This window comes from Streptomyces sp. AC627_RSS907 (genome assembly GCF_019049165.1).
This window is the reverse complement of the sequence record NZ_JAGMUE010000127.1, coordinates 1-22,097: the sequence shown is the minus strand read 5'-3', so window position 1 is coordinate 22,097 and position 22,097 is coordinate 1. Positions and strand designations below refer to the sequence as shown.

19 protein-coding genes and 3 pseudogenes are annotated in these 22,097 nt (G+C 69.8%); 9 read left to right on the top strand and 13 right to left on the bottom strand.

Features of this window, described 5'->3' with window-relative positions; genetic code table 11:
• Positions 1–696 precede the first annotated feature (696 nt).
• The 3 genes from KUM32_RS26310 to KUM32_RS26300 form a co-directional block, all read right to left on the bottom strand.
• Positions 697–1,671 carry a polyprenyl synthetase family protein gene (locus tag KUM32_RS26310; protein ID WP_217144442.1) on the bottom strand — a complete coding sequence of 325 codons (975 nt, stop codon included), beginning with the start codon at positions 1,669–1,671 and terminating at the stop codon, positions 697–699.
• Positions 1,672–1,689: 18 nt separating this feature from the next.
• A complete protein-coding gene (locus tag KUM32_RS26305) occupies positions 1,690–2,571 on the bottom strand; it encodes a squalene/phytoene synthase family protein (protein ID WP_217144545.1) in 882 nt (293 codons plus the stop codon).
• A 113-nt stretch (positions 2,572–2,684) separates the two neighbouring features.
• Positions 2,685–3,527 carry an ABC transporter permease gene (locus KUM32_RS26300; protein WP_217144441.1) on the bottom strand — a complete coding sequence of 281 codons (843 nt, stop codon included), beginning with the start codon at positions 3,525–3,527 and terminating at the stop codon, positions 2,685–2,687.
• A gap of 20 nt (positions 3,528–3,547) precedes the next feature.
• Here KUM32_RS26300 and KUM32_RS26295 point away from each other — a divergent pair, with 20 nt between their 5' ends.
• Both KUM32_RS26295 and KUM32_RS45410 read left to right on the top strand, forming a co-directional pair.
• On the top strand, positions 3,548–3,721 hold the full coding sequence (locus tag KUM32_RS26295) for a hypothetical protein (protein WP_217144440.1): 174 nt from the start codon (positions 3,548–3,550) through the stop codon (positions 3,719–3,721).
• A 352-nt stretch (positions 3,722–4,073) separates the two neighbouring features.
• Positions 4,074–4,295 (top strand): annotated as a pseudogene (locus KUM32_RS45410) (transposase family protein); the annotation flags it as partial.
• A gap of 154 nt (positions 4,296–4,449) precedes the next feature.
• Here KUM32_RS45410 and KUM32_RS43800 read toward each other — a convergent pair.
• The 3 genes from KUM32_RS43800 to KUM32_RS26280 form a co-directional block, all read right to left on the bottom strand.
• Positions 4,450–4,875: a nucleotide exchange factor GrpE gene (locus tag KUM32_RS43800; RefSeq protein WP_254406157.1), complete on the bottom strand. Its 426-nt coding sequence runs from the start codon at positions 4,873–4,875 to the stop codon at positions 4,450–4,452.
• A gap of 134 nt (positions 4,876–5,009) precedes the next feature.
• A complete protein-coding gene (locus tag KUM32_RS26285) occupies positions 5,010–6,146 on the bottom strand; it encodes a tetratricopeptide repeat protein (RefSeq protein WP_217144438.1) in 1,137 nt (378 codons plus the stop codon).
• 29 nt (positions 6,147–6,175) lie between these two features.
• Positions 6,176–7,804 (bottom strand): Hsp70 family protein, encoded by a 1,629-nt coding sequence (locus KUM32_RS26280; protein ID WP_308408722.1) that lies wholly within the window; start codon positions 7,802–7,804, stop codon positions 6,176–6,178.
• 798 nt (positions 7,805–8,602) lie between these two features.
• Here KUM32_RS26280 and KUM32_RS26275 point away from each other — a divergent pair.
• Positions 8,603–9,142 (top strand): hypothetical protein, encoded by a 540-nt coding sequence (locus KUM32_RS26275; protein ID WP_254406156.1) that lies wholly within the window; start codon positions 8,603–8,605, stop codon positions 9,140–9,142.
• A 254-nt stretch (positions 9,143–9,396) separates the two neighbouring features.
• Here the strand turns inward: KUM32_RS26275 and KUM32_RS26270 are convergent, their stop codons facing one another.
• On the bottom strand, positions 9,397–9,651 hold the full coding sequence (locus tag KUM32_RS26270) for a hypothetical protein (RefSeq protein WP_217144437.1): 255 nt from the start codon (positions 9,649–9,651) through the stop codon (positions 9,397–9,399).
• A 345-nt stretch (positions 9,652–9,996) separates the two neighbouring features.
• On the opposite strand from KUM32_RS26270, the gene KUM32_RS26265 reads away from it, so the two are divergent.
• From KUM32_RS26265 to KUM32_RS26250, 4 genes are all read left to right on the top strand, one after another.
• Complete coding sequence (locus KUM32_RS26265) at positions 9,997–10,677, top strand: 1,4-alpha-glucan branching protein (RefSeq protein ID WP_217144436.1); 681 nt, start codon at positions 9,997–9,999, stop codon at positions 10,675–10,677.
• A gap of 229 nt (positions 10,678–10,906) precedes the next feature.
• Positions 10,907–11,077 (top strand): winged helix-turn-helix domain-containing protein, encoded by a 171-nt coding sequence (locus tag KUM32_RS45405; RefSeq protein ID WP_217144435.1) that lies wholly within the window; start codon positions 10,907–10,909, stop codon positions 11,075–11,077.
• Between the two features lie 292 nt (positions 11,078–11,369).
• Positions 11,370–13,397, top strand: a complete 2,028-nt coding sequence (locus tag KUM32_RS43795; RefSeq protein WP_254406155.1) for a S8 family serine peptidase — start codon at positions 11,370–11,372, stop codon at positions 13,395–13,397.
• A 237-nt stretch (positions 13,398–13,634) separates the two neighbouring features.
• Entirely contained in the window at positions 13,635–14,123 is a 489-nt protein-coding gene (locus KUM32_RS26250) for a hypothetical protein (RefSeq protein ID WP_217144434.1), read from the top strand.
• A 299-nt stretch (positions 14,124–14,422) separates the two neighbouring features.
• Here KUM32_RS26250 and KUM32_RS26245 read toward each other — a convergent pair whose 3' ends face one another.
• Positions 14,423–14,788 (bottom strand): nuclear transport factor 2 family protein, encoded by a 366-nt coding sequence (locus tag KUM32_RS26245; RefSeq protein ID WP_217144433.1) that lies wholly within the window; start codon positions 14,786–14,788, stop codon positions 14,423–14,425.
• Between the two features lie 32 nt (positions 14,789–14,820).
• A complete protein-coding gene (locus KUM32_RS26240; RefSeq protein ID WP_217144432.1) occupies positions 14,821–15,615 on the bottom strand; it encodes an SDR family oxidoreductase in 795 nt (264 codons plus the stop codon).
• An 80-nt stretch (positions 15,616–15,695) separates the two neighbouring features.
• On the opposite strand from KUM32_RS26240, the gene KUM32_RS26235 reads away from it, so the two are divergent.
• Positions 15,696–16,511 carry a MerR family transcriptional regulator gene (locus tag KUM32_RS26235; protein WP_217144431.1) on the top strand — a complete coding sequence of 272 codons (816 nt, stop codon included), beginning with the start codon at positions 15,696–15,698 and terminating at the stop codon, positions 16,509–16,511.
• Positions 16,512–16,560: 49 nt separating this feature from the next.
• On the opposite strand, the pseudogene KUM32_RS43790 reads toward KUM32_RS26235, so the two are convergent.
• The 3 genes and pseudogenes from KUM32_RS43790 to KUM32_RS26225 form a co-directional block, all read right to left on the bottom strand.
• A pseudogene (locus tag KUM32_RS43790) lies at positions 16,561–16,850 on the bottom strand (MSMEG_6728 family protein); the annotation flags it as partial.
• Between the two features lie 329 nt (positions 16,851–17,179).
• On the bottom strand, positions 17,180–18,385 hold the full coding sequence (locus KUM32_RS26230; protein ID WP_217144430.1) for a serine hydrolase: 1,206 nt from the start codon (positions 18,383–18,385) through the stop codon (positions 17,180–17,182).
• 113 nt (positions 18,386–18,498) lie between these two features.
• Complete coding sequence (locus KUM32_RS26225) at positions 18,499–19,404, bottom strand: helix-turn-helix domain-containing protein (protein ID WP_308408721.1); 906 nt, start codon at positions 19,402–19,404, stop codon at positions 18,499–18,501.
• A 149-nt stretch (positions 19,405–19,553) separates the two neighbouring features.
• Here KUM32_RS26225 and KUM32_RS26220 point away from each other — a divergent pair, with 149 nt between their 5' ends.
• Positions 19,554–20,864 (top strand): MFS transporter, encoded by a 1,311-nt coding sequence (locus KUM32_RS26220; protein WP_217144428.1) that lies wholly within the window; start codon positions 19,554–19,556, stop codon positions 20,862–20,864.
• 97 nt (positions 20,865–20,961) lie between these two features.
• Here KUM32_RS26220 and KUM32_RS26215 read toward each other — a convergent pair.
• Positions 20,962–21,847, bottom strand: a pseudogene (locus KUM32_RS26215) (IS5/IS1182 family transposase); the annotation flags it as partial.
• Between the last annotated feature and the right edge of the window lie 250 nt (positions 21,848–22,097).

Genomic DNA, 22,097 nt, shown 5'->3' with positions numbered 1-22,097 from the left:
GTCAAGATCGGATGTGCGATGACCGTAACACGATGACAATCGTTTTCATAAGGCCGGGTGCCGGGTGCAACCTGCCGGTTCGGATCGGTGGCGCCGAGTACGAGCCCCGAGGTGCGACACCTCATCGGGAACCGGACCCGGAAGACACGGCTGCACATCCTGAAAGTCGCCGGTGACCTCTTCTGCTCCCGCGGCGTCCACGCGTCGGAATGGACCTGGCGATCAGCAGGGCCGAGGTGGCCAACGCCACCCTCTACCGACAGGTCGCCACCAAGGACGACCTGGTCACCGCCTACCTCGTCACCCGGAACAACGACGGGTGGCAGCACCTGCGTGAAACCGCCGCCGCCGCGCCCGACGCCCGCGCACGCATCAGCGTCCTCTTCGGCCTCACCCGCCAGGACATGAACCAACCCGGCGGCGGGCCGGGCACGGGTGGGGTTCACTCGGTTCCGGTCGTACGGCGGGCAACCGAGCCGGGCCCGGTCCGGGGCGGTGCTCCCAGGGTACCGAGGGCGGCGAGGCGTCCCCGGGCTTCGGTGAGGTGGACGGGGTCGGCTGCCGTGCCGAGGGACACGCACCGGGTGAAGGCGTCCCGGGCATCGTCGCGGTGCCCGGCAGCGGCCAGCAGGGCGTCGCCGAGGCGGGAACATGTTCACTCTCTGCGAGCCCTGACCGTGACTGACAGGCGCTCTGTCAGCGCTGGCGGTCGGCTGCTGATGTGGCCAGTTCGGCGAGCCGGGTGGAGTCCGGCAGGCCGGTGAGTTCGGCGTGTGCCTGTTCGGCGCAGGAGGATGCCATGTGGGCCGCCTTGTCGAGAGCGCCGGTGCGGGTCAGCACGGCGAGGACGTCCCTGTGTGCGGTGACGGGGTCGGTGCCTCCGTTGAATACGGTGGTCATACGGTTCCGGTCGGCTTCGTCGGCGGCTTCGTAGGCGAGCAGGACAGGCAGGGTGGGTTGGAGGTTGGCGACGTCACTGATGGCTGTCTTGCCGGTGACCTGTTCCTCGGTGGTGTAGGGGAGCAGGTCGTCACGGATCTGGAAGGCCATGCCGAGCTGTTCTCCGTACTGGCGCAGGGCCTGGTGCTGCTGCGGGGTTGCTCCGGCCAGGATCGCGCCGGCCTGGCAGGCGGCGCCGGTCAGCGCGGCGGTCTTGGCTTGCATGACGTTCAGGACGGTTGGCACTCCGCAGGTCAGGTCGCCGCGGATTTCTGTTTCGCGCATGATGCCCTGGCACATGTGTCGCAGGGCTTCGATGGTGACGCGTGCCGCTTGCAGCACACGCTCGGCGGGGCCGGAGCTGAGGAGGGCCGCGATTCCGGCCATGGACAGTCCGTCGCCTGCTGCCAGGGCTTCGGCGAGGCCGTACTGTTCGGCGGTGGAGGCCCGCCCGCGGCGTACCGGGTCCTGGTCGATGATGTCGTCGTGGACGAGGCTGGCGACGTGCAGGCATTCGATGCCGGCCGCGAAGGTCAGCACCTGGTCGGCGGTTCCGCCGACGGCTTTGGCCGACTCCATGCACAGCACGGGGCGCAGGAGCTTGCCCGGCGGGAACAGCGCGTCCAGGCAGGCCAGCTCCAGCAGGCTGTCGCCACTGCCCACCCAGCGCAGTAGCTCGGCTTCCAGGAGCGGAATGTCCGTGTCGCTGGAGTGGGGCACAGGAGGAGACATGGCGCGTCCTTTCACAGGTCAGCAGGGGATCGCGGCGCGCATGAAGGGGCGCCACACGTTGAGCAGCGTGCCCAGGGGTGGCTGTACCGGTCGGTGGAGGACGTCCGGGCCTGCGGCCAGCACTGCGGCGATGATCAGGGCCATGTACTCACAGAGGGGGCCTACGGGGCCGTGTTCCGCTCCGGCGGCTTCGCGCAGTCGCTCGGTGACACGCGCGGTCTCGAACGCGATGAGGTCGGCCACAGCCGGTGTCCAGCGTTTGGCCTTGATGTCCTCGGCGCGCACGTCGAACCGGTCGAGATCCTCCAGCGGCAAATAGAGGCGCCCGTCGTCGAGGTCCTCCGACAGGTCGCGCAGCACATCCGTCAGCTGTGCGAAGACGGAGAACTCGCGTACCAGCAGCTCATGGGCAGGTTCGGTCGCGGCGCCCGTCACCCGGTAGTGCACGGCCATCGGACCTCCGACCACTTGCACGCACCATTGGCGCAGTTCGTCGAAGGTAGCGAAGTCACGGAAGTCGAGGTCCCGCCGCATCGCTGTGAACATGTCCTCGACCACCGGCAGTGGCAGACCGTAAGTCTGGTAGGTGTGGACCGTGGCGTGCAGGACGGGGTCGGGGGAGCCTCCGGTGGCGAAGGCTGCCCAGGTGGCCTCGACGAATCGGGTGAAGCGGCGCTGGCGGTCTTCGGTCGGGCCGGTGTCCACGCACCTATCGGCACGGCAACCGTGCGCGGCCAGTGCCGCCGCGTGTGGCCGAGCCGCTGCGGGAGCGCTGCGCAGGCCATGCCAGCGGCCGGTCCCTCCGTCGGCGCTGTCCAGCTCTCGCACACACACCGTGTAGCAGTGCCGAAGGACCGGATCCGTGATACCCGCCGCGTCGAGCCATCGCCTTACCAGCATTTGTGAGCCCTTTCTGCTCAACGGCTCCCTTCCGGGGCCAGGACTTCGCTCTGCGATGAGGGCGCGACCGACCCCGTAGGGCGTCTTGTGAGCTGTCGCACCGGGACAGTTGCTCAGCGGGGCGTCGACGTGGCCCGTGCCGGGGCCGCAGGCCGCCGGTACCTGGCGAGCCAAGGCCGATGGAAGGATGACCTGGTGGTCAGGGCGTCTTTGGTGCGGCGGTGGAAGGCGAGCAGGCCCAGAAGGGCGGCGCCGGCGAACCACAGGATCTGGACGGCCAGACCGCCGGGCAAGGGTGTGTGGGTGAAGCCCGCAGCGGTGGCGGCCTGCATGGTGCCGTAGGTGGGCAGGAATTGCACGGCCGCGCTGTTGGTGCCAACGCTGGCCAGGGGGCTTTGCAGGCCGGCATCGACGAGGCTGGTCATGACCAGGGCGAACATACCCTCCACCTCCCGGCGCAGCAGAGAGCCGAAGACGACACCGAGGGCCCCGTAGGCCATCGCTCCGCAGAACAGGGCCGCGGCGAGCTGTACGGGCTGGCGCGGGCTCCAAGCCGTGCAGATCACTCCGGTGGCATAGACGGCGATGGCGCCCGAGGCCAGGGCCAAAGAGGTGGTCTTGGCCAGGACGAGATGGAAGCGGGGGAAACCGGCCATGGCCAACCGGCGGTCGAAACGTCCGCCGTTGAACGTGACGGCGAACATCATGAACCCGGTGATCAGGGTGACGGCATTGATGGCACCGGTGATCTGCGTGATCTGGTTGCCCGCAGGTTCCAGCAGCCGGCCGGTCGCGCGCAGCCTGAAGGTCAGGGGCCTGCTGGGGATGACGGCGTAGGCCAGGCTGATCCACGAGGGGATGAACAGGGCGACCAGGACCATGGCGAGCCTGTTACGGGCGTGCTCGACCAGGTCGAAGCGGGCTGCTGTGAGATACAGACGCAGGTGTCGCCTCACGCCGACACCGCCCTTTCGGGATGCAGGACGCCGCTCCGAAGCCGGCACAACTCGTCCAGGCCTTCATGGCGGTGGCGGACCGTGCTGCCCTGCGGGCGCAGTTCGCCGGACAAGACCTTCAGTGGCGTCGATGTGCCCGCACCGTCCTCCCCGACGGTCCCGGCCGGCACACCGGGCCGCAGATCAAGCTCTGACCCCCGCAGTACCTCACGATGACCGAACGCATGACGCACATCCCTGACTTCCACCACACCCCCCGGGCCCGCAGACCGTGCCACACACTCGGCGCCGACCACCCACCGTCACTGCAAGGCTAGACATCACATATGACCAAAAGTGCAACTGAAGCCGCTGGATAACCCGCACGGGTGAAGACCCGCGCCGTAAACGCGGCCGGGAGCTCAGTGAACGCTTCCCAGCCTGTGGTTCGCGAGTGAGGGCGGCAGGTGGCCGGGGTGCGTGACGTGGCAGGGCTCCTGGTCGTTTCGGCTGGTGATCTCACTCGCCAACGTCTCGACGCAGGAGTCCTGTTGTCCCCACCGTGCCATGCTCGACGTCCCGCACGAGGTCGTGGAACGTTTCCTGCTGATCCACGCCCGAGGGAGTGAGCTGGGCTCGCGCCGGCACAGGCTGGACTGCTTCCGGCAGGCGCCGCTGGTCCAGGTCCATCTGCGCAAGAACGAGTCGCTGGCCCGGGTCGCCGCGGGGTTCGGCGACTCCACCGCGACCGCCGGCCGGTATGTGACCGAGAGGGTCGACATCCTCGCCGAGCGCGCTCCGAGCCAGCACGAAGCGCCGGCCGGGCCCTGCGGTCGGGTGGCGGTCCTTCCTCTCGTCCGACGGCCCAGCGATTCCGGTCGCATGCGAACTCACCGGAGCGCTTGCGAGAAGCGCACGGGGATGTGCCGGATCCGGTCGTCGCTCACCGGTCGGTGTAGACACGGACTTGCTGCGGCCGCACGATGCGCTCCTCCAAGCGGTAGCCGTGCCGCACTACTTCGGCGACATCGCCGCTCTGCTCCGGGGAGAGCGCGGCGATCACCCCGACGGCCTCCTGCGTGTCGGGATCGAACGGACCTCGGGTGACGGGGATCCGCGTCATGCCGTACTTCTCCAGGAGAACCAGCAGCTCCGCCGCGACTGAACCGGCGAAGGCGTCGTCCTGCCGCTCGACCCGGTCGACGAGGAGTACGAGGTCGTAGAGCAGCGGCTGCAGGATGCGGCCCTCGGCGGCCCTGCGCGTGTGGTCCAGGTCGGCGAGCAGGCCGTCGATGCTGCGCCGGGTCTCCCGGTCGTTGAGCAGCCGCCGGCGGAATTGGTCACCGAGTGCCGCGAGTTCGTCGCGCATGCCGTCGACCGCATCGGCTACGACGGCGAACGGGTCCGGTGCCAGGGCGGGCGGTGGGCTCGGCGGTGGCCAGGACGGCTCCGTGGGCTGTGGGCCCGGTAGCTCTTCCGGCTGTGGCACGGGGGGCGGAATGGTCATGAGGCTCTCCCGGTCTGCGGCTTCTGGTTGGGTGGCAGGTCGTTCAAGGTGTGTCGCCAACGCGGCTTGATGCCCATCGCGATCGGCAGTCCGACGAGTGCGGCAAGGGCCAGTGGCTTGAACACCGGCGGCACCACCAGCATGAGCGCGAAGCAGCCAGCCATGACCCCCGCCATGCTTCTGTACCAGCGCCAGGTCCTGGCGCGTGCCCGGCTCGCGTCCTCTCGGTAGGTGTTCAAGAGGTTGCGGAGCTCGTTGTCCGAGACACCGACGGCCAGTGCCTGCTCCACGCAGTGCGTGACGTTGGAAGCGCCGGTCTCCGAGGCGACGACGTACCGCTGTCTGTCCGGGTGCCAGGACATCGACTCCTCGGCGCGCAGCGTCCAGATCCGGCCGATCTGGTTGCAGATGACCGCGTCACCGGGCCGCTCGACCAGGGCCCGCTCGTAGTTGCTCAGGGCCTCGTCGTAGCGGCCGGCCATGTGGAGGTTCTGGGCAGCGGCGATCCGGTAGTCGATGTCATCGGGGGCGAGGCGTACCGCCGCCAGATACCAGTCGGCCGCGGTGACAGGGTTGTAGAGCCACTCGTAGACCCGGGCGATCAGGACGTGGGTGAGCGCGTCGCGGGGATACAGCGCCAGAGCCCGCCGGAACTCCTGCAACGCGTCTCTCAGCTGCCCTTGAGCGGCGTGAATGGAACCGAGCAGCCGCCAGGCGTCCCCGTTGTTCTCGTCATGGTGCACAGCTTGCCGCAGCTCGTACAGGGCCCCCTCGTCGTCGCCCTCGCTCATCAGTCTGCGCGCGTGCCCCACCCAGTCCCTCACGTGCGGACCCGGCTGCCACTGGAGTTGTTGCTCGGGTGCGGACTTCGCCAAGCGGGAACGCTGCCGTGCCTGGCTCAGCATACGGTCGTAGGCGTGGCGCCGGGTGCGGTCGAGCAGTTCCTTCCTCGCCTGGGAGATCAGCTCGACCTTGTCCTCGGCCTCCCGCCTCTTCTTGGCGTCGGGGGCCCGGCTGGCCCGGCTCGACCAGGTACGGAAGGCCCGGTCGAGCTGCCCGGAGATCTGTTCCGCGGTCGCGGAAGCGTCGATGGCGAACTCCGCGTAGTAGTCGGGTATGTCGTCGGTCGTCATCGCTGTCGGCTCCGGCTGGAGGGGCGGAACTAGAGTGTCGGGATGCGGGCAACACGGTCACCGAGCTCGGTCAGTTCGTCCGGGCTCAGATTGTCGGGGCGCTCGAGCTCGAACTCGCCGAGCCACTTGCCCGTGGTGCCGTCCTTGACCTCGACGTGGATGATGCCGTCGACGTCGTAGGAGTAGACCACCTCGAAAGGCGCCCTCTTCGGATACCGCGGGATCTCGATGGTGCCCTCCCCGACCCGCTTCACATATGCCAGGTCTTCGTCGTCCCCCTCCGTCACCTGTACCCGGAGCCACCGCTGCCGGTCCAGGAGGGTGTAGAACGTGTCGCTCTTCTTGGTCGGCACCGGTGTGTTGTGCGGAATGATCACCGCGTTGTACTGGCGGTCGTGGTTGTCCAGGTCGGTCGCGACCATGCCGAGAGACTGAGAGGTGACGTCTTTGATGGACTTCACCTTCCCCTTGGTGAGGCGGGCCAGGCCGTCGCCGGAGGATGACTCGACGCTCGCCCCGCTGCCGACGTACTTCCGTTTCTCCGCCGCCTCCTCGGCGCGCACAGCGGCGTCCAGCGCGACCAGCGCGGCGCCGAGCGCGACCACCTCGTCCTGGGAGATGCCGCGCTCCGGCTCCCTGCCGGAGAGCCGCCGGATCAGTTCCTGCACCATGGGCATGCGGGTGGAGCCGCCCACCAGCAGCACCCGGTCGATGCCGTCCCAGCCCAGTCCCGCCTCCGCCAGTACGCCCTCGGTGATGATGCGCGTGCGGTCGAGGAGTTCGGCGGTGATCTCCTCGAACTTCTCGCGGGTCACCCGTATCTGCTCGTGGCGGCCGCCGGCAGAGAGCACCACGACGGCCTGCGGGGCGTTGGAGAGAGTCCGTTTGGCGATCTCCGCCTTGTCCCGCAGCTCGGCCTGCAGGCCGCTGTCCTCGGTGAGGTCGGGACCGCCCGAGGCCATGAACGCACCGTTGAGGTGGTTCATCAGCGCGCCGTCCCAGTCGAACCCGCCGAGGTTGCGGTCCCCGTCGGTGGCGATCACCGTGTAATCGCCGTCCTCGACCCGCATGACCGTGACGTCGAAGGTGCCGCCGCCCAGGTCGTAGACGAGTACGGTGCCGATGCTCGCGCCGTCCTCCTCGCCCGCCCCGTCCTGCCCGCCACCGGCGAAGGACCGGTCGAGGCCGTAGGCGAGCGCAGCGGCGGTGGGTTCGTTGACGATACGCAGCACCTCGAGCCCGGCGAGCCGCCCGGCGTCCTGTGTCGCCCTGCGCCGGAGGTCGTCGAAGTACGCCGGTACGGTGATCACCGCCTGTTCGACGGGCTCGCCCAGCATGATCTCGGCGTCTTCCTTGAGGCGTTTGAGCAGCAGAGCGGAGATCTCCTCGGGGCGGTACGGCGTACCGGTCTCCGAGTGGTAGACAGGCTTGGTCTCCCCCATGTACCGCTTGACGAACTGCACCACGTGGTCGGGAGCCGTGGCCGCAGACCGCTTCGCCTGGGAGCCGACGACCACCGTGTCGCCTTGGAACATCACCACGGACGGTGTGATGTTCTCGCCCTCCCGGTTGCGGACGATGGAGGGGCTTCCCGACCGGTCGGCGACCGCCACCGCGCAGTACGTCGTCCCCAGGTCTATGCCCACCACACGTTTCACCGCTGATTCCCCCTCTTCACGCGGAGCTGCTGACAGCAGCAATCATGCCCATTTCAAGAAGCATTGATAGCCGCCCGGCGAACTGTCCCTTCGGGGTGTCGGTTCGGCCCGTCATGCAGCCCAGCCCGTTCCCGTTTCCGGCCGCCCGGGGTCGTCGGACAGTGCCTGTCACCGGAGGCACCGTCCTGGATCCAGGTCGCGCACGGCGAGAGCACCGTGATGCGGCGGGGGAGCGGCTGGCGTAGGTGATCCTGGACGGGACGCCGCTGCCGATCGGGCCGTGTCGCCGCCGACCGACCGATCTACTCGGGGAAGCACCAGCGGCACGGTTGCCCGTCGGCACGTCAGGCCGTCCTGGTAGGAGGCAGTCGCCGTTACGTCGATGTCCACTCCTCCAGCGTGGGCTACGACGCCTGCCGGCCCGCGGACACCAAGTGGGCGAGGGAATCTTCGGCGACGCCGCGGACTACTGGCCTGTCAAGCTCCCCGGGACCCTACTGAACTGCGCTCCCATCGACAAGCGTGTCACCCTGGTCCACCCCCACGCAGATGCCACGTCAACACCGCCGCCCATGTCGAACGAGCCATCCGCATCGCCCTCCTGACCGACCGGCCTCCGGCGCCAGAGCTCCGGCACCCGCGAAGGACGAGGTCCGGGGCACCCTGGCCGGCGAGCGCAAAGGCACCGCTCGCCGAGCCCACCTACAGGGCCATGGCCTGTCTCTTTGATGTGATGACAACCGATGCCGTGCGGAAACTTTGGTTTACGTAGCCGTTTTCGTGAACTATGGTTGTCGCATGACGGTCTCTGAGATCACCCCAGAAGAGCAGGCAGAGCTCGACAAGGCCCTGTACGACGCCTTGAACCCCCTGGTCTCGGCCATACGCTCCCGGGAGACCGGGTTGTCCGCCGACCGTATGTGGGACGCGAGTCCGGTCGAAGTGACCCTGTCCGTCCTGGCCGCATGGAAGGTGATGGATGGCGAGGTCAAGCGGCTCACGGAGCGGGCGGCAATGACCGCCGGCTCCTACGGCGCGAGCTATGAGCAGTTGGGAGCCGTCTGGGGCATCACCCGGCAGGGTGCCCGGAAGAAATGGCCCGATGCCGTCAGCCGCTCAGCACCCTTGACAGCGGGCAAGAGAACGCTTGCGTTGTTCGGAGGGACTGCTGAGCTGGTGCGGTCGCCTTCCGGCGGTTGGGGCTGGACTGGTCTGGGCGCTGATGGAGCATCCGGCACGGCCGCCGAGGGAGCGCCGTACGCGACCGCAGAGGAAGCAGCGGCCCACGCGGGCGCGTTCCTCAAAGAACACGCCCGTGGCAACGGCGATCAGTCCTAGAGTGTCTCATGCGGGTCGCCTGCGGGCCCGGACGAGGACGGCTGCGAGGTGGAGTGCGGCCTGGTAGGCGGTGGCGAGCTTGTCTGTTCGCATGGCGGGGACGTGGCCATTGCGTGCGAACCCTGGCCGAAGAGCGGCCTGGCAGCAGCCTGCGTCTGCGCGTCCCGACCGCCTCAGCGCACCCAAGGCGCCGAACTCACGGTCCACCCGGACATCGCGAAGTTCACCCCGCCATATCCGGCCCGCGGGGAGCTTCACGTCAGGGCGGAGCCCGGGACAGTCCCTCGACCCTGGCGGAGTTTGCCCATGTCGGGTACGTCGACCACGATGTAGTCGTCTCCGATGGGGGAGCCGTTGGGCGGGGCCAGATCCTCCAGCTCAGCGGGGGCGGCCATGGCCGGGGTGCCGACAGAACCCAGGGTCGCAGCGGCGAGGGCGGTGGCAACGAGCAGCTCCTTCGTGATCGTCTCAACGCCCGAGGCCCGCCGGTGGCACGGACCCCTGGCCAAGGGCCCCTCGTCCGGACGCAGCCGACGGCTCCCTGGTCCGAGGCGGTCCCCTGGGGGTCCGAGCGGAACGCCTTCATGACCACCAGCCGCCTCGCCGGAGAACTCGTCACCCGCTGATCGCCATCTTGCCTGGCTGCCCTCTGAGGCATACCGAGACTGAACTCGAGGACGACGACCCCGCCCGGCCCGTCGAAGTAGAGCTCGACGCGGTTCTCGGTCAGGGCTGTTGTGTGACGCCTGGGGGCCTGTCTCGTGGATCTTGTCGGCTGAAGAACCGCCCTGCCGACGTCGCGCAGATGGGAATATGTGACGGTCGCACCCGCTCAACGGAAGGGAATCCTCGGCATGGCCGTCATCCACCACGTTGCTCTCAAGCCGACCAAGCTGGAACTGCTCGCCTCCTGGCTACCCTCCCAGCCGTGGTACGTCGGCGGCGCGGGCGAACCGGAACTGGCCAAGGCCGGCGGCTTCCGGCTGGACGACCCCCAGGGTGAGGTCGGGATCGAGTTCATGGTGGTCACCGATACCTCGGGCACCCAGCCCACCGCCTACTTGGTGCCGCTCACCTATCGCGGTGCCCCACTCGACGGGGCAGAGCACGCCCTGGTCGGCACCATGGAGCACGGGGTGTTGGGGCGGCGCTGGGCTTACGACGGCTGCCACGACCCGGCGCTGGTCGCCCAGTTGCTGGCTCTGATCGGGGGCCGGGTCCAGGCCCAGGACCAGAACACCAGCGACACCCCCGACCGGGAGGTCACCCGCTCCTGCATCGGTGACAGCCCCGCTTTCACGGAATTCACCGCCACTGCCATCGACGACCAAGAGGGCACTGAGCTGTCTGCACCGCATGGTCCGGCTCTCCGCCTGCACCGGGTCCTACGTCCCACCCCAGACGACGCGCCCGTTCTTCCGCCGGGGGCGACTGGCCACGTCGCCGGCGCCTGGCACATGCCGGATGGCACCCGCGCGCGGGGGCTGTTCGTGGTCTTGCACAACGGAGGACAAGCAGCTGCTGGACCCAACTGAGAAACTGGGAGGGGACCCTGCCGAGCCGGATCTCGGTGAACAGTGCAGGTCTGCGGGGCCAGCTACGAGAGATACGTCTGGATATGCGTGATCGTTCAGCGGTTTCGTCGGGGTTGAGGCTGCGTTGTCGGTCAGCCAACGACACCCAGGCGGTGTTGACCGCATTCGCGGACCCCATGACGACGTGGCAGGTCAGCGTGCCGATCCAGTCACTGGACGCTGCTGATCGATGGCTGGCCATCCAGCCAGGCAAGAACTCGGCAAGGGCCCGGCCGCACACGGTTTCGGGGACGAGCGGTGGGCTCCGGCCCGGGCCCAGACCGTGATCCGCCGCCGGTTCCGGCTGAGTCCTTCGGTGGCGACGGTGTGGCGGCTGTTGAAGCGGAACGGCTGGTCCTGACAGGGCACCCGCCCGCCGGGCCCTGGAACGTGACGAGCACACCACCGAGTTGTGGAAGAAGGAGGTGTGGCCGCGGGGAGAAGACTCGCGGCGGCGTGTGGGGCCTGGACCGTCTTCGAGGACGAGGCCGGCTTCTCCATGACGTCGCCGGTCGCCCGGCCATGGCCAACACCGCCTTCCACACCCCCGACGACCTCGACCACACACTGCGTCGGGAGTAACGCAGAATCCAGAACAGCCCCGACCTCATCGACGCCTGCCTCACCGCGCCCAGACCCAGAGCGGCACGTCGATGGCCACTCCCCATGTCGCGGGCGCCGCCGCCATCCTGGCGCAGCAGCACCCGGACTGGACCGGCGAGCGGATCAAGGCGGCGCTCACCGCTTCCGCCAAGCCCGGCCCGTACAGCGTGTACCAGCAGGGCACCGGCCGCACCGATGTGGCCCGGGCGATCGGGCAGACCGTCGTCGCCGAGCAGGGGCCGATCGGCTTCGGCCGCCCGAAGTGGCCTCACACCGATGACGAGCCGGTGACGAAGGAGATCACGTACCGCAATCTCGGCACCGAGCCGGTCGTCCTGGACCTGGCAATCGAGGCGCTCGGGATGGACGGCGGGCCCGCCCCCGCGGGCATGTTCGAGATGTCGTCGCGACAGCTCACCGTTGCGGCGGGCGGTGCGGCGAGCACCACGGTGACCGCCGATACACGCGTCGGCGGCGAGGCCTACGGCTCGTACGGCGGCTCGGTGACCGCGACCTCGGCCGACGGCCGGACCCGGGTGCGCACCGCCTTCGGCGTGGAGCGCGAGATCGAGTCGTACGACCTGACCATCAAACACCTGGACAACGACGGCAAGCCGACCGGCAAGGGTTTCACGGCGATCGATGGCCGGGACCACGACTACTACCAGGAGTTCGCCGACGCGACGGACGGCGAGTTCACGGTGCGCCTGCCCAAGGGCGGTTATGCGCTCACCGGGATCCTCAACGCCGGCGGCGAGTCCGCCGCCCCCGACTCCCTCCTCCTGGCCCCGGCCCTGCAGCTGACCAAGGACACCACGGTCATCATGGACGCCCGGGAGGCCAAGCCCACGCGCATCACCGTCCCCGACGCGGGAGCCGAGAACCACCACGCCCAGCTCATCCCGGGCTACACCCGCTCCGACGGGCAGCCCGTGGGCTTTACGCCGACCATCTTCGACTTCCCCGATTTCCAGAGCTTCAAGGTCGGTCACATCGGCCCAGAGGCGCCGAAGGACGCGGCATACGCCCAGTACAGCGGTTTCTGGACACGTCAGCCGGCCGACGGGCGCGCAGTGAACTACCGTCTCGCGTGGAACCGTACGGGTTCACTCGGCGGCTTCTCCGCCGACGTCCGGCGCGAGCAGCTGGCCGAGATCGACTTCGCGGCCGGCAGGCCCGGCCCTGAGCCAACCGCTCAGGTCGCGGTGATGCCTCTGACACCCATCGGCGAGTTCGCGGCCGACTTCAGCACCCCCACCCAGCGCCAACTGCCGCTGCGGACCTCTGAATACGTCCTCGGCAACGGCGTCAAGTGGACCTACTCCGTACACCAGTGGGAGTCGGGGAACGCGCAGCTGGGAAGGTTCACGGCGTACCAGCCGAAGAAGAGCTACACCGCGCGGTTCAACGTCGGTGTCTTCGGTCCGCTCCTGCCCCCGGGTGAGGGTGAACCCCGGTGGGGGCGTCCCGGGATCGCGCGGAGCGGGAACACGATCAAGGCGTATCTGCCCATGTTCGGCGACAGTGACGGGCATGAGAGCAGCAGCGGCTACACGAAGCTGGAGAGTTCGCTCCGCGCCGACGGCGAAGAGATCCCCGCCGAGGGCGATCCGCTGAGCATCGCCGAGTACACCGTCCCCGCCGGGGACGGCCGGTACGAACTGAGCGTCGACGCCCCCCGGGACCCCGAGCTACTCGCGGTAAGCACCCGCGTGCGGGCGCAGTGGACGTTCAGGTCGGCCGGCGTGTCCGGGGACAGTTGGGCCCGGCTGCCGCTGTCCGTGGTCCGCTTTTCCCCCGGGCTGTCACTGACCAGTACGGCGAAGGCCGGCGAGAGGTTCAAGGTGCCCTTCACCGTGGAGGGCGCGGCCACCGCTCGGACAGCCAAGAAGCTGGAGTTCGAGGTGTCCTATGACGACGGCAGGACCTGGACCACGGCCAGAGCCGTCAACGGCACCCACCTGTCGCTGAACCACCCCGCGCAGCCGGGCACCGTCTCGCTGCGTACCAAGCTGACCGACCGTGACGGCAACACCCTGGTCCAGACGACCGACCGCGCCTACCTCACGGTCCGGTAGGGCGAGGGCAGCGCAGCGAGGGCCGAAGGGCCCGTTCCGACAGGGCCCGGGTCGAGGATCCGGGTCCTGCCGGTGTGGTCGCGCTCCGGTGGACGGCCCAGCCGACGGATATGCACTCCCAGTCTCGGCCAGGTCATGAGGCTGCGTGGCGCATTGCCGCCGTTGACCGTCTTGTCCGTTCCATGTCACCTTCGAACGGCCCCCGCGCCGGGGGCACTCATCCCACGGGAGGGGCACATGGTGACGACAGGCAGCGGGCACAGAGGAAGCAGCGGCACCCGGGTCGCCGTCGCGCTGACAGCGATCGTGGTCGCGGCGGCCTGGACGGGACCGGTCGCGGCAGCCGCCGGCGGACCGCCCGCTGGCGCGCCGGTGACCATGGAGGCGATCGCGCTGAGCGACCCGAGCTTCGAGGAGCAGGAGCAGCTGCGGGCGATCGCCGGCGCCATCTGGACACCCGAACTGGCAGCCGGCTGGAACATGAACGCCGAAGTGGCCGACGTCCTGTCCACGGCCACCGGCGAGATCCTCAAGTGCAGCGAGGCGTTCGCCCTCGTGCCGCGCCCGGCCGGTTTCCTGCCCGGACTCGGCTATCTGGTCAACTACTGGAAGAACCTGCGCGACTACTTCCTGGCTGTCAAGAACGACCGGACGTACCGCGCTTGCGTGGTCACCGCCGCGGCCAACTACCGCTCTCCCCTCGAGATGGCCTCCATGGGCATCTGACACGGCAGGCGTTACTGCTGCGACCGGCACGCGTTCGCCAGCCGGCCGCCGGGGGCTGTGGCAGCACCGCAGGCCCGCGTCGGCCGGGCCGCCGCGCCGCCCCGCCGTCTGCGCGGCGGCGTCAGGCGGGGAACAGCGGCCGGGGGAAGCCGGCGTGCGGGGTGGCGCCACCGGCCGGATGCGTCGTGAGCGACGTCGACGACCGGCCGGGGCCGGCAGATCGGCGAGAGCGCGGCCGGCCGCGGAGGGCATGACCGCGCGGCGGGCGGCGCCGTAGGGGCGGAGCTTGCCGGTGACGATCACCCGGGCGTCCACCTGCACGCGGTGATGGTGAGCTCGGTGATGCGTCCGTCGTCGTCGAGCGTGAAGGCGTGGGCGAGGTCGACGGTGCCGCCGAGGAAGTCGCCTTCGAGGCGTTGGGTCACCGTCCAGCGCCGGTCGTCGTGCGGGACGGCGGTGAGGGGGGTGGTCGTGTAGGTGTACTCGGTCGAGGTCCTGTCGAGCCAGGCCCGGACCGCGTCGCGGCCGCGATGCGTGCGGCCGTCGTCGACGACCACCGGGGCGGGGCCGAAGCAGTCCGCCGCCGTGGGCACGTCGTGGCGGGTGTGAGCGTCGAGGTACGTCCGGATGCGGACGGGCAGGCCGAGGAGGCCGTCCGGGGTCATGCGGGTGCTCTCCTAGTAGGTGCGGGGTGGGGTCAGAGGGTGGGGACGGTGCCGCCGTCGATGGTGTGCTCGGCACCCGTGATGGCGGCGGCGCGGTCGGAGACGAGGAAGGCGACCAGCTCGGCCACCTCCTCGGGGCGTGCCGGGCGGCCGAGGGGGATGCCACCGAGCGAGGCCAGCACCTGGTCCCAGGCCGCGGCCCGGTCGATGCCCTGTGCGTCGGCGATGCGGGCGACGAGGGCCGTGGTGCCCTCCGTCGCGATCGCGCCCGGGGAGACGACGTTGACCCGTACTCCGTGCGGGGCCAGTTCCCGGGCGAGGCCCTTGCTGTACGTGGTCAGCGCGGCCTTGGCGGCGGCGTAGCCGAGTGTGGCGTCGGGCAGGGGCAGCCGGCGCTGGATGGAGGAGACGTGGACGACGGCGCCCCGGCCCGCGTCCCGCATCGCCGGGAGCAGTGCGCGATCGAGGCGTACGGCGGCGAGCAGGTTGAGGGCGAGCTCGTCCTGCCAGTGGGCGTCGGTGAGGGCGGCGAACCCGCCGGCCGGCGCGTGTGAGCCGCCGAGGGTGTGCACGACGACGTCCGGGGTGCCGAGCCGGTCGCGCACCGCCGAGACCACGGTGCTGACGCCGTCCGGCGTGGTCAGGTCGGCCGTGACGAAGAGCGGGTCGGCCGCCGCGGTCGCGGGCGCCGTGCGGGCCGTCGGGAGCACGGTGGCGCCGGCCGCGCGCAGGCGGGCCGTGATCGCGGCGCCGGTGCCCCGTCCGGCGCCGGTGACGACGGCGAGACGCCCCGCGAGGTCGGGGGAGAGGGAAAGGCTGCTGGTCATGTGCCGGAGCGTGCCGCCTCCCGCGGCACCCGGGTCAAGCGCTGTACTCTCCCCCTGCGGGAGGGTGCACAGTGGGGGGTGTGCTGACGATCGGCGAATTCTCCCGGCTGACCCACCTGAGCATCCGTACGCTGCGCCGCTACCACGAGGCCGGGCTGCTGGAGCCCGCGCACGTGGACCCGTCGAGCGGCTACCGGTACTACGACCCCGGCCAGATCCCCAGCGCACAGGTCATCTCCCGGCTGCGGGAACTCGACGTACCGCTCGCCGACGTCCGGCGGATCCTGCTCACCCCGGACCCGACCGTGCGCGCGCACCTGGTGGGCGAGCACCTCCAGCGGCTCCAGGACCAGCTGTCGCGGACCCAGGCGGCCGTCGCGTCGCTGCGACGGCTGCTGCGCCCCGAACCGGCCGGTGTCGCCGTCGAGCTGCGCCCCGCGCCCGCGCGGCGCGTGGCCGCGGTGCGGGGCACGGTCACCCACGAGGAGGTGCTGTCCTGGTACGCGGGCGCGATGGCCGAGCTGGACGCCGTCATCGACGCGCCCACGGGCCCCGCGGGCGGCCTCTACGACAACGCGCTGTTCAGCGAGGGCCGCGGGGACGTGCTCGTGTACGTCCCGGTCGCCGCGCCCGTGCCGGACCTGGGGCGCGTCCACGGCACCGAGCTGCCGCCCGCCGAGCTGGCGGTCACCGTGCACCCGGGGTCCCACGACACCATCGACGTCACCTACGGCGAGCTGGGCAGGTGGGTCGCCGACCACGCCCTCGCCGTGGCCGGGCCGGTGCGCGAGACCTACCTCGTGGGCCCGCGCGACACCCCGGCCGCCGAGGAGTGGCGCACCGAGATCGGCTGGCCGGTGTTCCGGGTCGCCGGTGCCGGCCCCCGCCCGGTCTGAGTCCGGCACGGCCCGGCGGGGACGCTGGGTCGCGCCAGGTGACCACCGCCTGCCGATCGGACGACGGCCAGAGGCAGACAGGTCGTCGGGCGTTCCGGGGAACAGTGGCGCGTACGTGTCGGGGGCCTTGCGCACGAGCGCGGACCGGCGGCTCAGATGGGACGTCTCGTCGCCGAGCCAGGGCGGCAGCTCCCCGGCGTCGGCGCGGGCGGGCTGGTCGCGGACGGGGGCGTGCGGGTGGCCCGCCGCGTACCCGGCGACCAGCGAGGCGGCGCAGCTGTCCTGGTGACCCAGCTCCCGCCACACCCGGCAGACCTCCAAGCCGTAGCGGACCAGGGCGGCGCGTGTTCTGGAGAACGGGCCTGCCTGCGAAGAGGCGTACGGGCCGCTGCCCGAGATCTGATTCACCGACATCGACATCGACATCGACACCGACGGCAACGTCGACCAGGATGCCGTCGCCCGCTACCGGGAGACCGGCACCGTGGTCGCGGAGTGGAACTGCGGCCCCGCCGGCGACGGCGACGGCGACGACGTCGCGCCCGAACAGCCGGAGTCCGCCCGCCGGTGACCACCGGGCGCTCGTGTGGTTGCGGACACAGTATTCGCATGGCCCGGAGTCATTGACCGCGCCCTCGGCCGGTCGGGGTGCCGCTGGGCTAGCTAGGTCACTCCCCGGCGGCGGTGCGGGACATACCTGCGACGTGGGTGGCAATGGTGTCGAACATCCGCATCGTGGCGTGATGCTTCCACTCGTCCACCGGGTCCGGCCAGCTCGACAGCTTCACGCCGACCACGTCACGAGCACGGTCGATGTAGACGAACTGACCATGGATGCCGAGGCACAGCGCCACGTCTCCCCCCGCCCTGGGGAACCAGAACTTGTTGCGGTAGCGGCCGCCCGGCATCCCGTGGGCGTCGGGCCCGGCTGCGAACGCCTCGGCCGAGTCGGCTCCGCCGGTGAAGATGTCCTCCACCCACGCCGGGGACACGACTCGTTCCCCGGTGAGCGAGAGACCGCCGGCCAGGATCGCCGCACCGAACCGCGCCAGGTCGCCCAGCGTCGCGCAGACACCGCCGTCGAAGATCCCGGTGCCCTCCGCGTCGACGCTGATGAAGGCGTCGTGCTCGGCACCCAGGCGGGACCAGAGCAGTTCGGAGGCCAGATGCGCGAACGGCCGGCCGCCCGCCGCCTCGCAGACCCACCCCAGGACGTCGGTGTCGGCGCTGCGGTACCGGAACGGGCCACCGTGCGGACGCTCCTGCCGCAGGGTCGCCAGGAACGCCTTGAGTGTGCGAGGGGTGCCGGTGCCGCCGGGGGCCCATCCGGCGGAGACGTCGAGAAGACTGACCTCCGCCCCGGGATCGAGATAGTCCTCGCTGAACCGGACGCCGCTGCGCATGTCCAGCAGGTGCCGCACCGTGGCCCCGGCGTACCCGCTGTCGGCCAGTTCGGGAAGGTAGTCGCTCACCAGGGCCTCGGGAACGATCAGACCACGGTCGACGAGGGCTCCGGTGACGGTGGAGACCAGTGACTTGCTGACCGACATGAGCAGATGCCGGGTGGCGGGGGTCAGCGGGCTCATGTACTCCTCGGCGACGACCCGGCCGCAGTGCATGACCAGCCAGCCGTCGGTGTCGCTCGCCTCGACGACCTCGGGGACGGTCATGGTGGTCCCGTCCTGAAGCGGGACCTGGAGTCCCGTCAGGTCGACCGGGTCGGCGGGCAGGCCGACGACGGGGCCGCCGCCCCGGGAGATGACGGCCGTGGGGAAGATGTCGTCCATGTGCTGGAACGACCAGCCGATCCGCTCGGGGGACCGCCAGTTCTCCACGGTGACCGGCGTGGACGGTACGTCGTGCTCCGGGTGCATGTGTCTTACCTCCGCGACTTCGGTGTGGACGGCCCGGCCGGTCGGGAGCGGGCCGCGACGGTGGGCGCTTACGGGGTCCGCCCAGGGGCGTCGCCCCGGACGGCGCGCGTCCCTCACTCAGCTCCACGGAAAGTGTTGCGGTATGCGCGCGGTGACACGCCCAGCGCTTCTCGGAAGTGTTGACGCATCGCGCTCCCTGTCCCGAAACCGGCTGCGGCCGCGATACGGTCCACGGGCTCATCCGTGCGTTCCAGCAGTTGGCGAGCGTACTGCAGGCGCTGCTGGCCGAGCCACTGCATCGGAGGCAGCCCGGTCTCCTGACGGAACTTGCGGGTCAGCGTGCGCACACTCGTCGCCGCCTGGCACGCCAGGTCCTCGAGAGTGAGGGCCTCACCGAGGTGCTCCAAGGCCCAGACGCGGGCGGCGGCGACTGAGTCGTCCGCGGGTTCGGGCACGGGACGGTCGATGTACTGGGCCTGGCCGCCCTCGCGGTGTGGGGGAACCACCGTTCCGCGTGCGACGGCGTTGGCGACGTCGGCTCCGTAGTCACTGCGGATCATGTGCAGGCACAGGTCGATCCCGGCGGCTACACCGGCAGATGTCAGGACCCGGCGGTCATCGGTGTACAGCACGTCGGGGTCCACGTCGATCTCCGGATACAGGGCGGACAGTTCTGGACAGGACTTCCAGTGCGTGGTCGCCCGCCGGCCTGCGAGCAGACCGGCCGCCGCCAGCACGAACGACCCGGTGCAGATGGACGCCAGACGTGCATGTGCCGGCACTTGCGCGAGGGCAGCCCGCACAGGGGGACTCAGCCGGCCACGCTGCTGAGGACCGTAGTCCTCGACCGCGGCGGGTACGACCACGGTGTCGGCGTTGCGGAGCGCCTCCGGCCCCACTGGCACGTTGACGGTGAAGTCGGCGTCGGTGGTGATCTCACCCGGCTCCGCAGCGCAGGTCACGACCGAATACAGAGGCCGCCCGGCGTCATCGACGGCGGTGCCGAACAGGCGGTGCACGATTCCCAGTTCCATGGGCAAAAGCCCGGGACGCACCAGGACGACGACTCTGTGCAGAGGTTCATCACTGACTGTCATGGCCAGATTCTTTCACTACATGTCCAAACGGCCAATGGTTCCAGGCGCCCCTCTCACTGAAGGTGGAGTACATGCATGACACGATCGGCCCTCACACGAAGAGCTCCGGGCGCCGCGCATGGTGGGTAGCCACTGTCGCAGGAGGGGCGATCGTCGTCGCGGGCGCTTTCTCCACCATGCCAGGCATCCTGCAAGAGCCCCTGCGTCAGGAGTTCCACTGGTCCCGTGGCTCCATCAGCCTGGCGGCATCAGTCAACATGATCCTCTACGGGCTCACCGCCCCCTACGCGGCCGCCCTGATGGACCGGTTCGGCATCCGCCGGGTCGTCGTCGCCGCGCTCGAAACCGTCGCCGCCGGAGCAGTGCTCACCACCGTGATGAGCGCCGCGTGGCAGTTCACACTCTTCTGGGGTTTTCTCGTCGGCCTGGGTACCGGCTCGCTGTCCATGACCCTCGGCACCACCGTCACCAACCGGTGGTTCACCACCCGCCGCGGCCTGGTGACCGGCATCCTCTCCTCTGGCAGCGTCCTCGGCCAGATGGTCTTCCTTCCCGCCCTGTCATGGACCATCGCCCGCTACGACTGGCGCCCCGCTCTCAGCAGCATCGCCCTCGCAGCCCTGGCAGTCACGCCACTGGTCTATCTCGTCCTGCGTGACCACCCTGCTGACCTCGGACGACGCCCCTACGGCAGCACCACCTTCGTCCCCCGCCCCGCACCCGTCCCGGGCGCCGCCCGCCGTACCGTGACCGTCCTGCGCAGCGCCGCACGGACCGTGCCCTTCTGGCTGCTCGCCAGTGCCTTTGCCATCTGCGGCGCATCCACCAACGGCATCATGTGGACGCATTTCGCCCCAGCCGCCCACGACCATGGAATGCCCGTCACCACGGCCTCGACCCTGCTGGCGTTCATCGGCATCTTCAACGTTGTCGGCACGATCGCCTCCGGGTGGCTCACCGACCGCACGGACGCACGCCGGCTTCTCGCTGTCTACTTCCTCGTGCGGGGCTTGCTGATGGTCAGTCTGCCAGTCATCATGACCTCCACCGTCAGCCCGCCCATGCTGGCCTTCGTCATCACCTTCGGCCTGCTCGACCTGGCGACCGTGCCTCCGGTCATCGCCTTGTGCCGCACCTTCTACGGGGATGACAGTGCCGTTGTCTTCGGCTGGACCAACGCAGCCCACCAGATCGGAGCCGCGTCCGCCTCATTCCTCGGAGGCGTCACCCGCGACACTTTCGGCAGCTACGACTTCGTCTGGCTCGCCCTCGCCGCCGCCTGCGCAACCGCCGCCCTGCTGTCCCTGGTCATCCGTCTCCCTCTGGCGACTTCCATCAGTGACGAGCAACAGACCTACCCCTCCTCGGCCGCCGGCAAGTGACAGCGCTGTACATCACGACATGCAGCCCGCCAGCGCGAAATGCAGCGACACCAGGGCCACAGAACCGGCCCTTCACAGGGGCGTTCACGAGAGGGACGGTGTGTCCGGCCGGGCAGGTCACCGTGGCGGCGGTGGTATCGATGGTGAAGTCGTCCAGGGTGAAGCCGCCGGGGACGGCCGCCCGCAAGGGGGCGGGCTTGAGGAACAGCCGGTGGCCTGCTTCTTCGAGGGCCTGGCGGGCCACGCCGGTGGAGTATGGGGTGTCACCGAAGGCGTCCACCGGTCCGTCTTCTCCGGCGAGCAGGCCGAGGCCGACGGTGGCCTCGTGGTGGTCGGCTCCGGCACAGGGCGTGAGGGCGACGGCGGTATATGACCCGGTCTCCGGCTCGACGGCGAGGTGGGCCTTGAAACCCCTGCCGGTGAGTGCGGGTCTTGTGCACATGCCGGCCCCCGGGGTCGACGGTGGAAACCATCCGGTCCTGCGCGGTCCCCGGGCGATGCGCCAGCGTCCGTCACGGCCGCCGGAATCCTCGGCTGGTTCGGCATCCTGCCCGGCCGCCAGGGCCAGGATGCCCATCGCGTTTGCCACCTTCTCACCCAGTTCCTGCTCGGGCAGATGCCCCAGCAGCCTGAGCGCGTCGGTGACCAGGGCATCCACGAGACCGGCGCGGGCCTCCTCGTCGTTCCAGGCGATCCGTGGTCTGCCCGGGTCGCTGTAGTCATGCGCGGTGCACTGCACGGCTGCCACTTGGCCGGCTCCCCGGACCCCCCGGATGACTGCGCGGACGGCGGCGATGAGCTGCGTGACAGTGTCCTGGGTGGCGACCGCGTCGTCCAGCACGGTGGAGTCCAAAGCCCGCTGGTGCTTGCCCCTGAGCACACCGGTCGCCTTCACCACCTCCCGCACCGCCGAACACCCGGTTGGAGCGCACCGAACGGGAAAGACGGCGGCGGAAGCAGGCCAGCAGCGACGGATCGAACGCCATGTCATGAAAGAGTCTGGCCCCGCCGCTCATCCGGCGGGGCCAGAACCCCAAGATCTTCATGAGCCTTCTAGGCCGTGTTTTAGGTCGGGATTCTGATCCACGCCTCGTGCTGTGATGATCACGTTGTGGGGCGTGGGGATCTTTCTGATGAGCAGTGGTCTGTGTTGGAGTCGTTGCTTCCTGCGGCGGGTGTGAGTCGCAGGTCGCCGGGTCGTCGGCGGCTGGTGGACGGTGTTCGGTGGCGGGT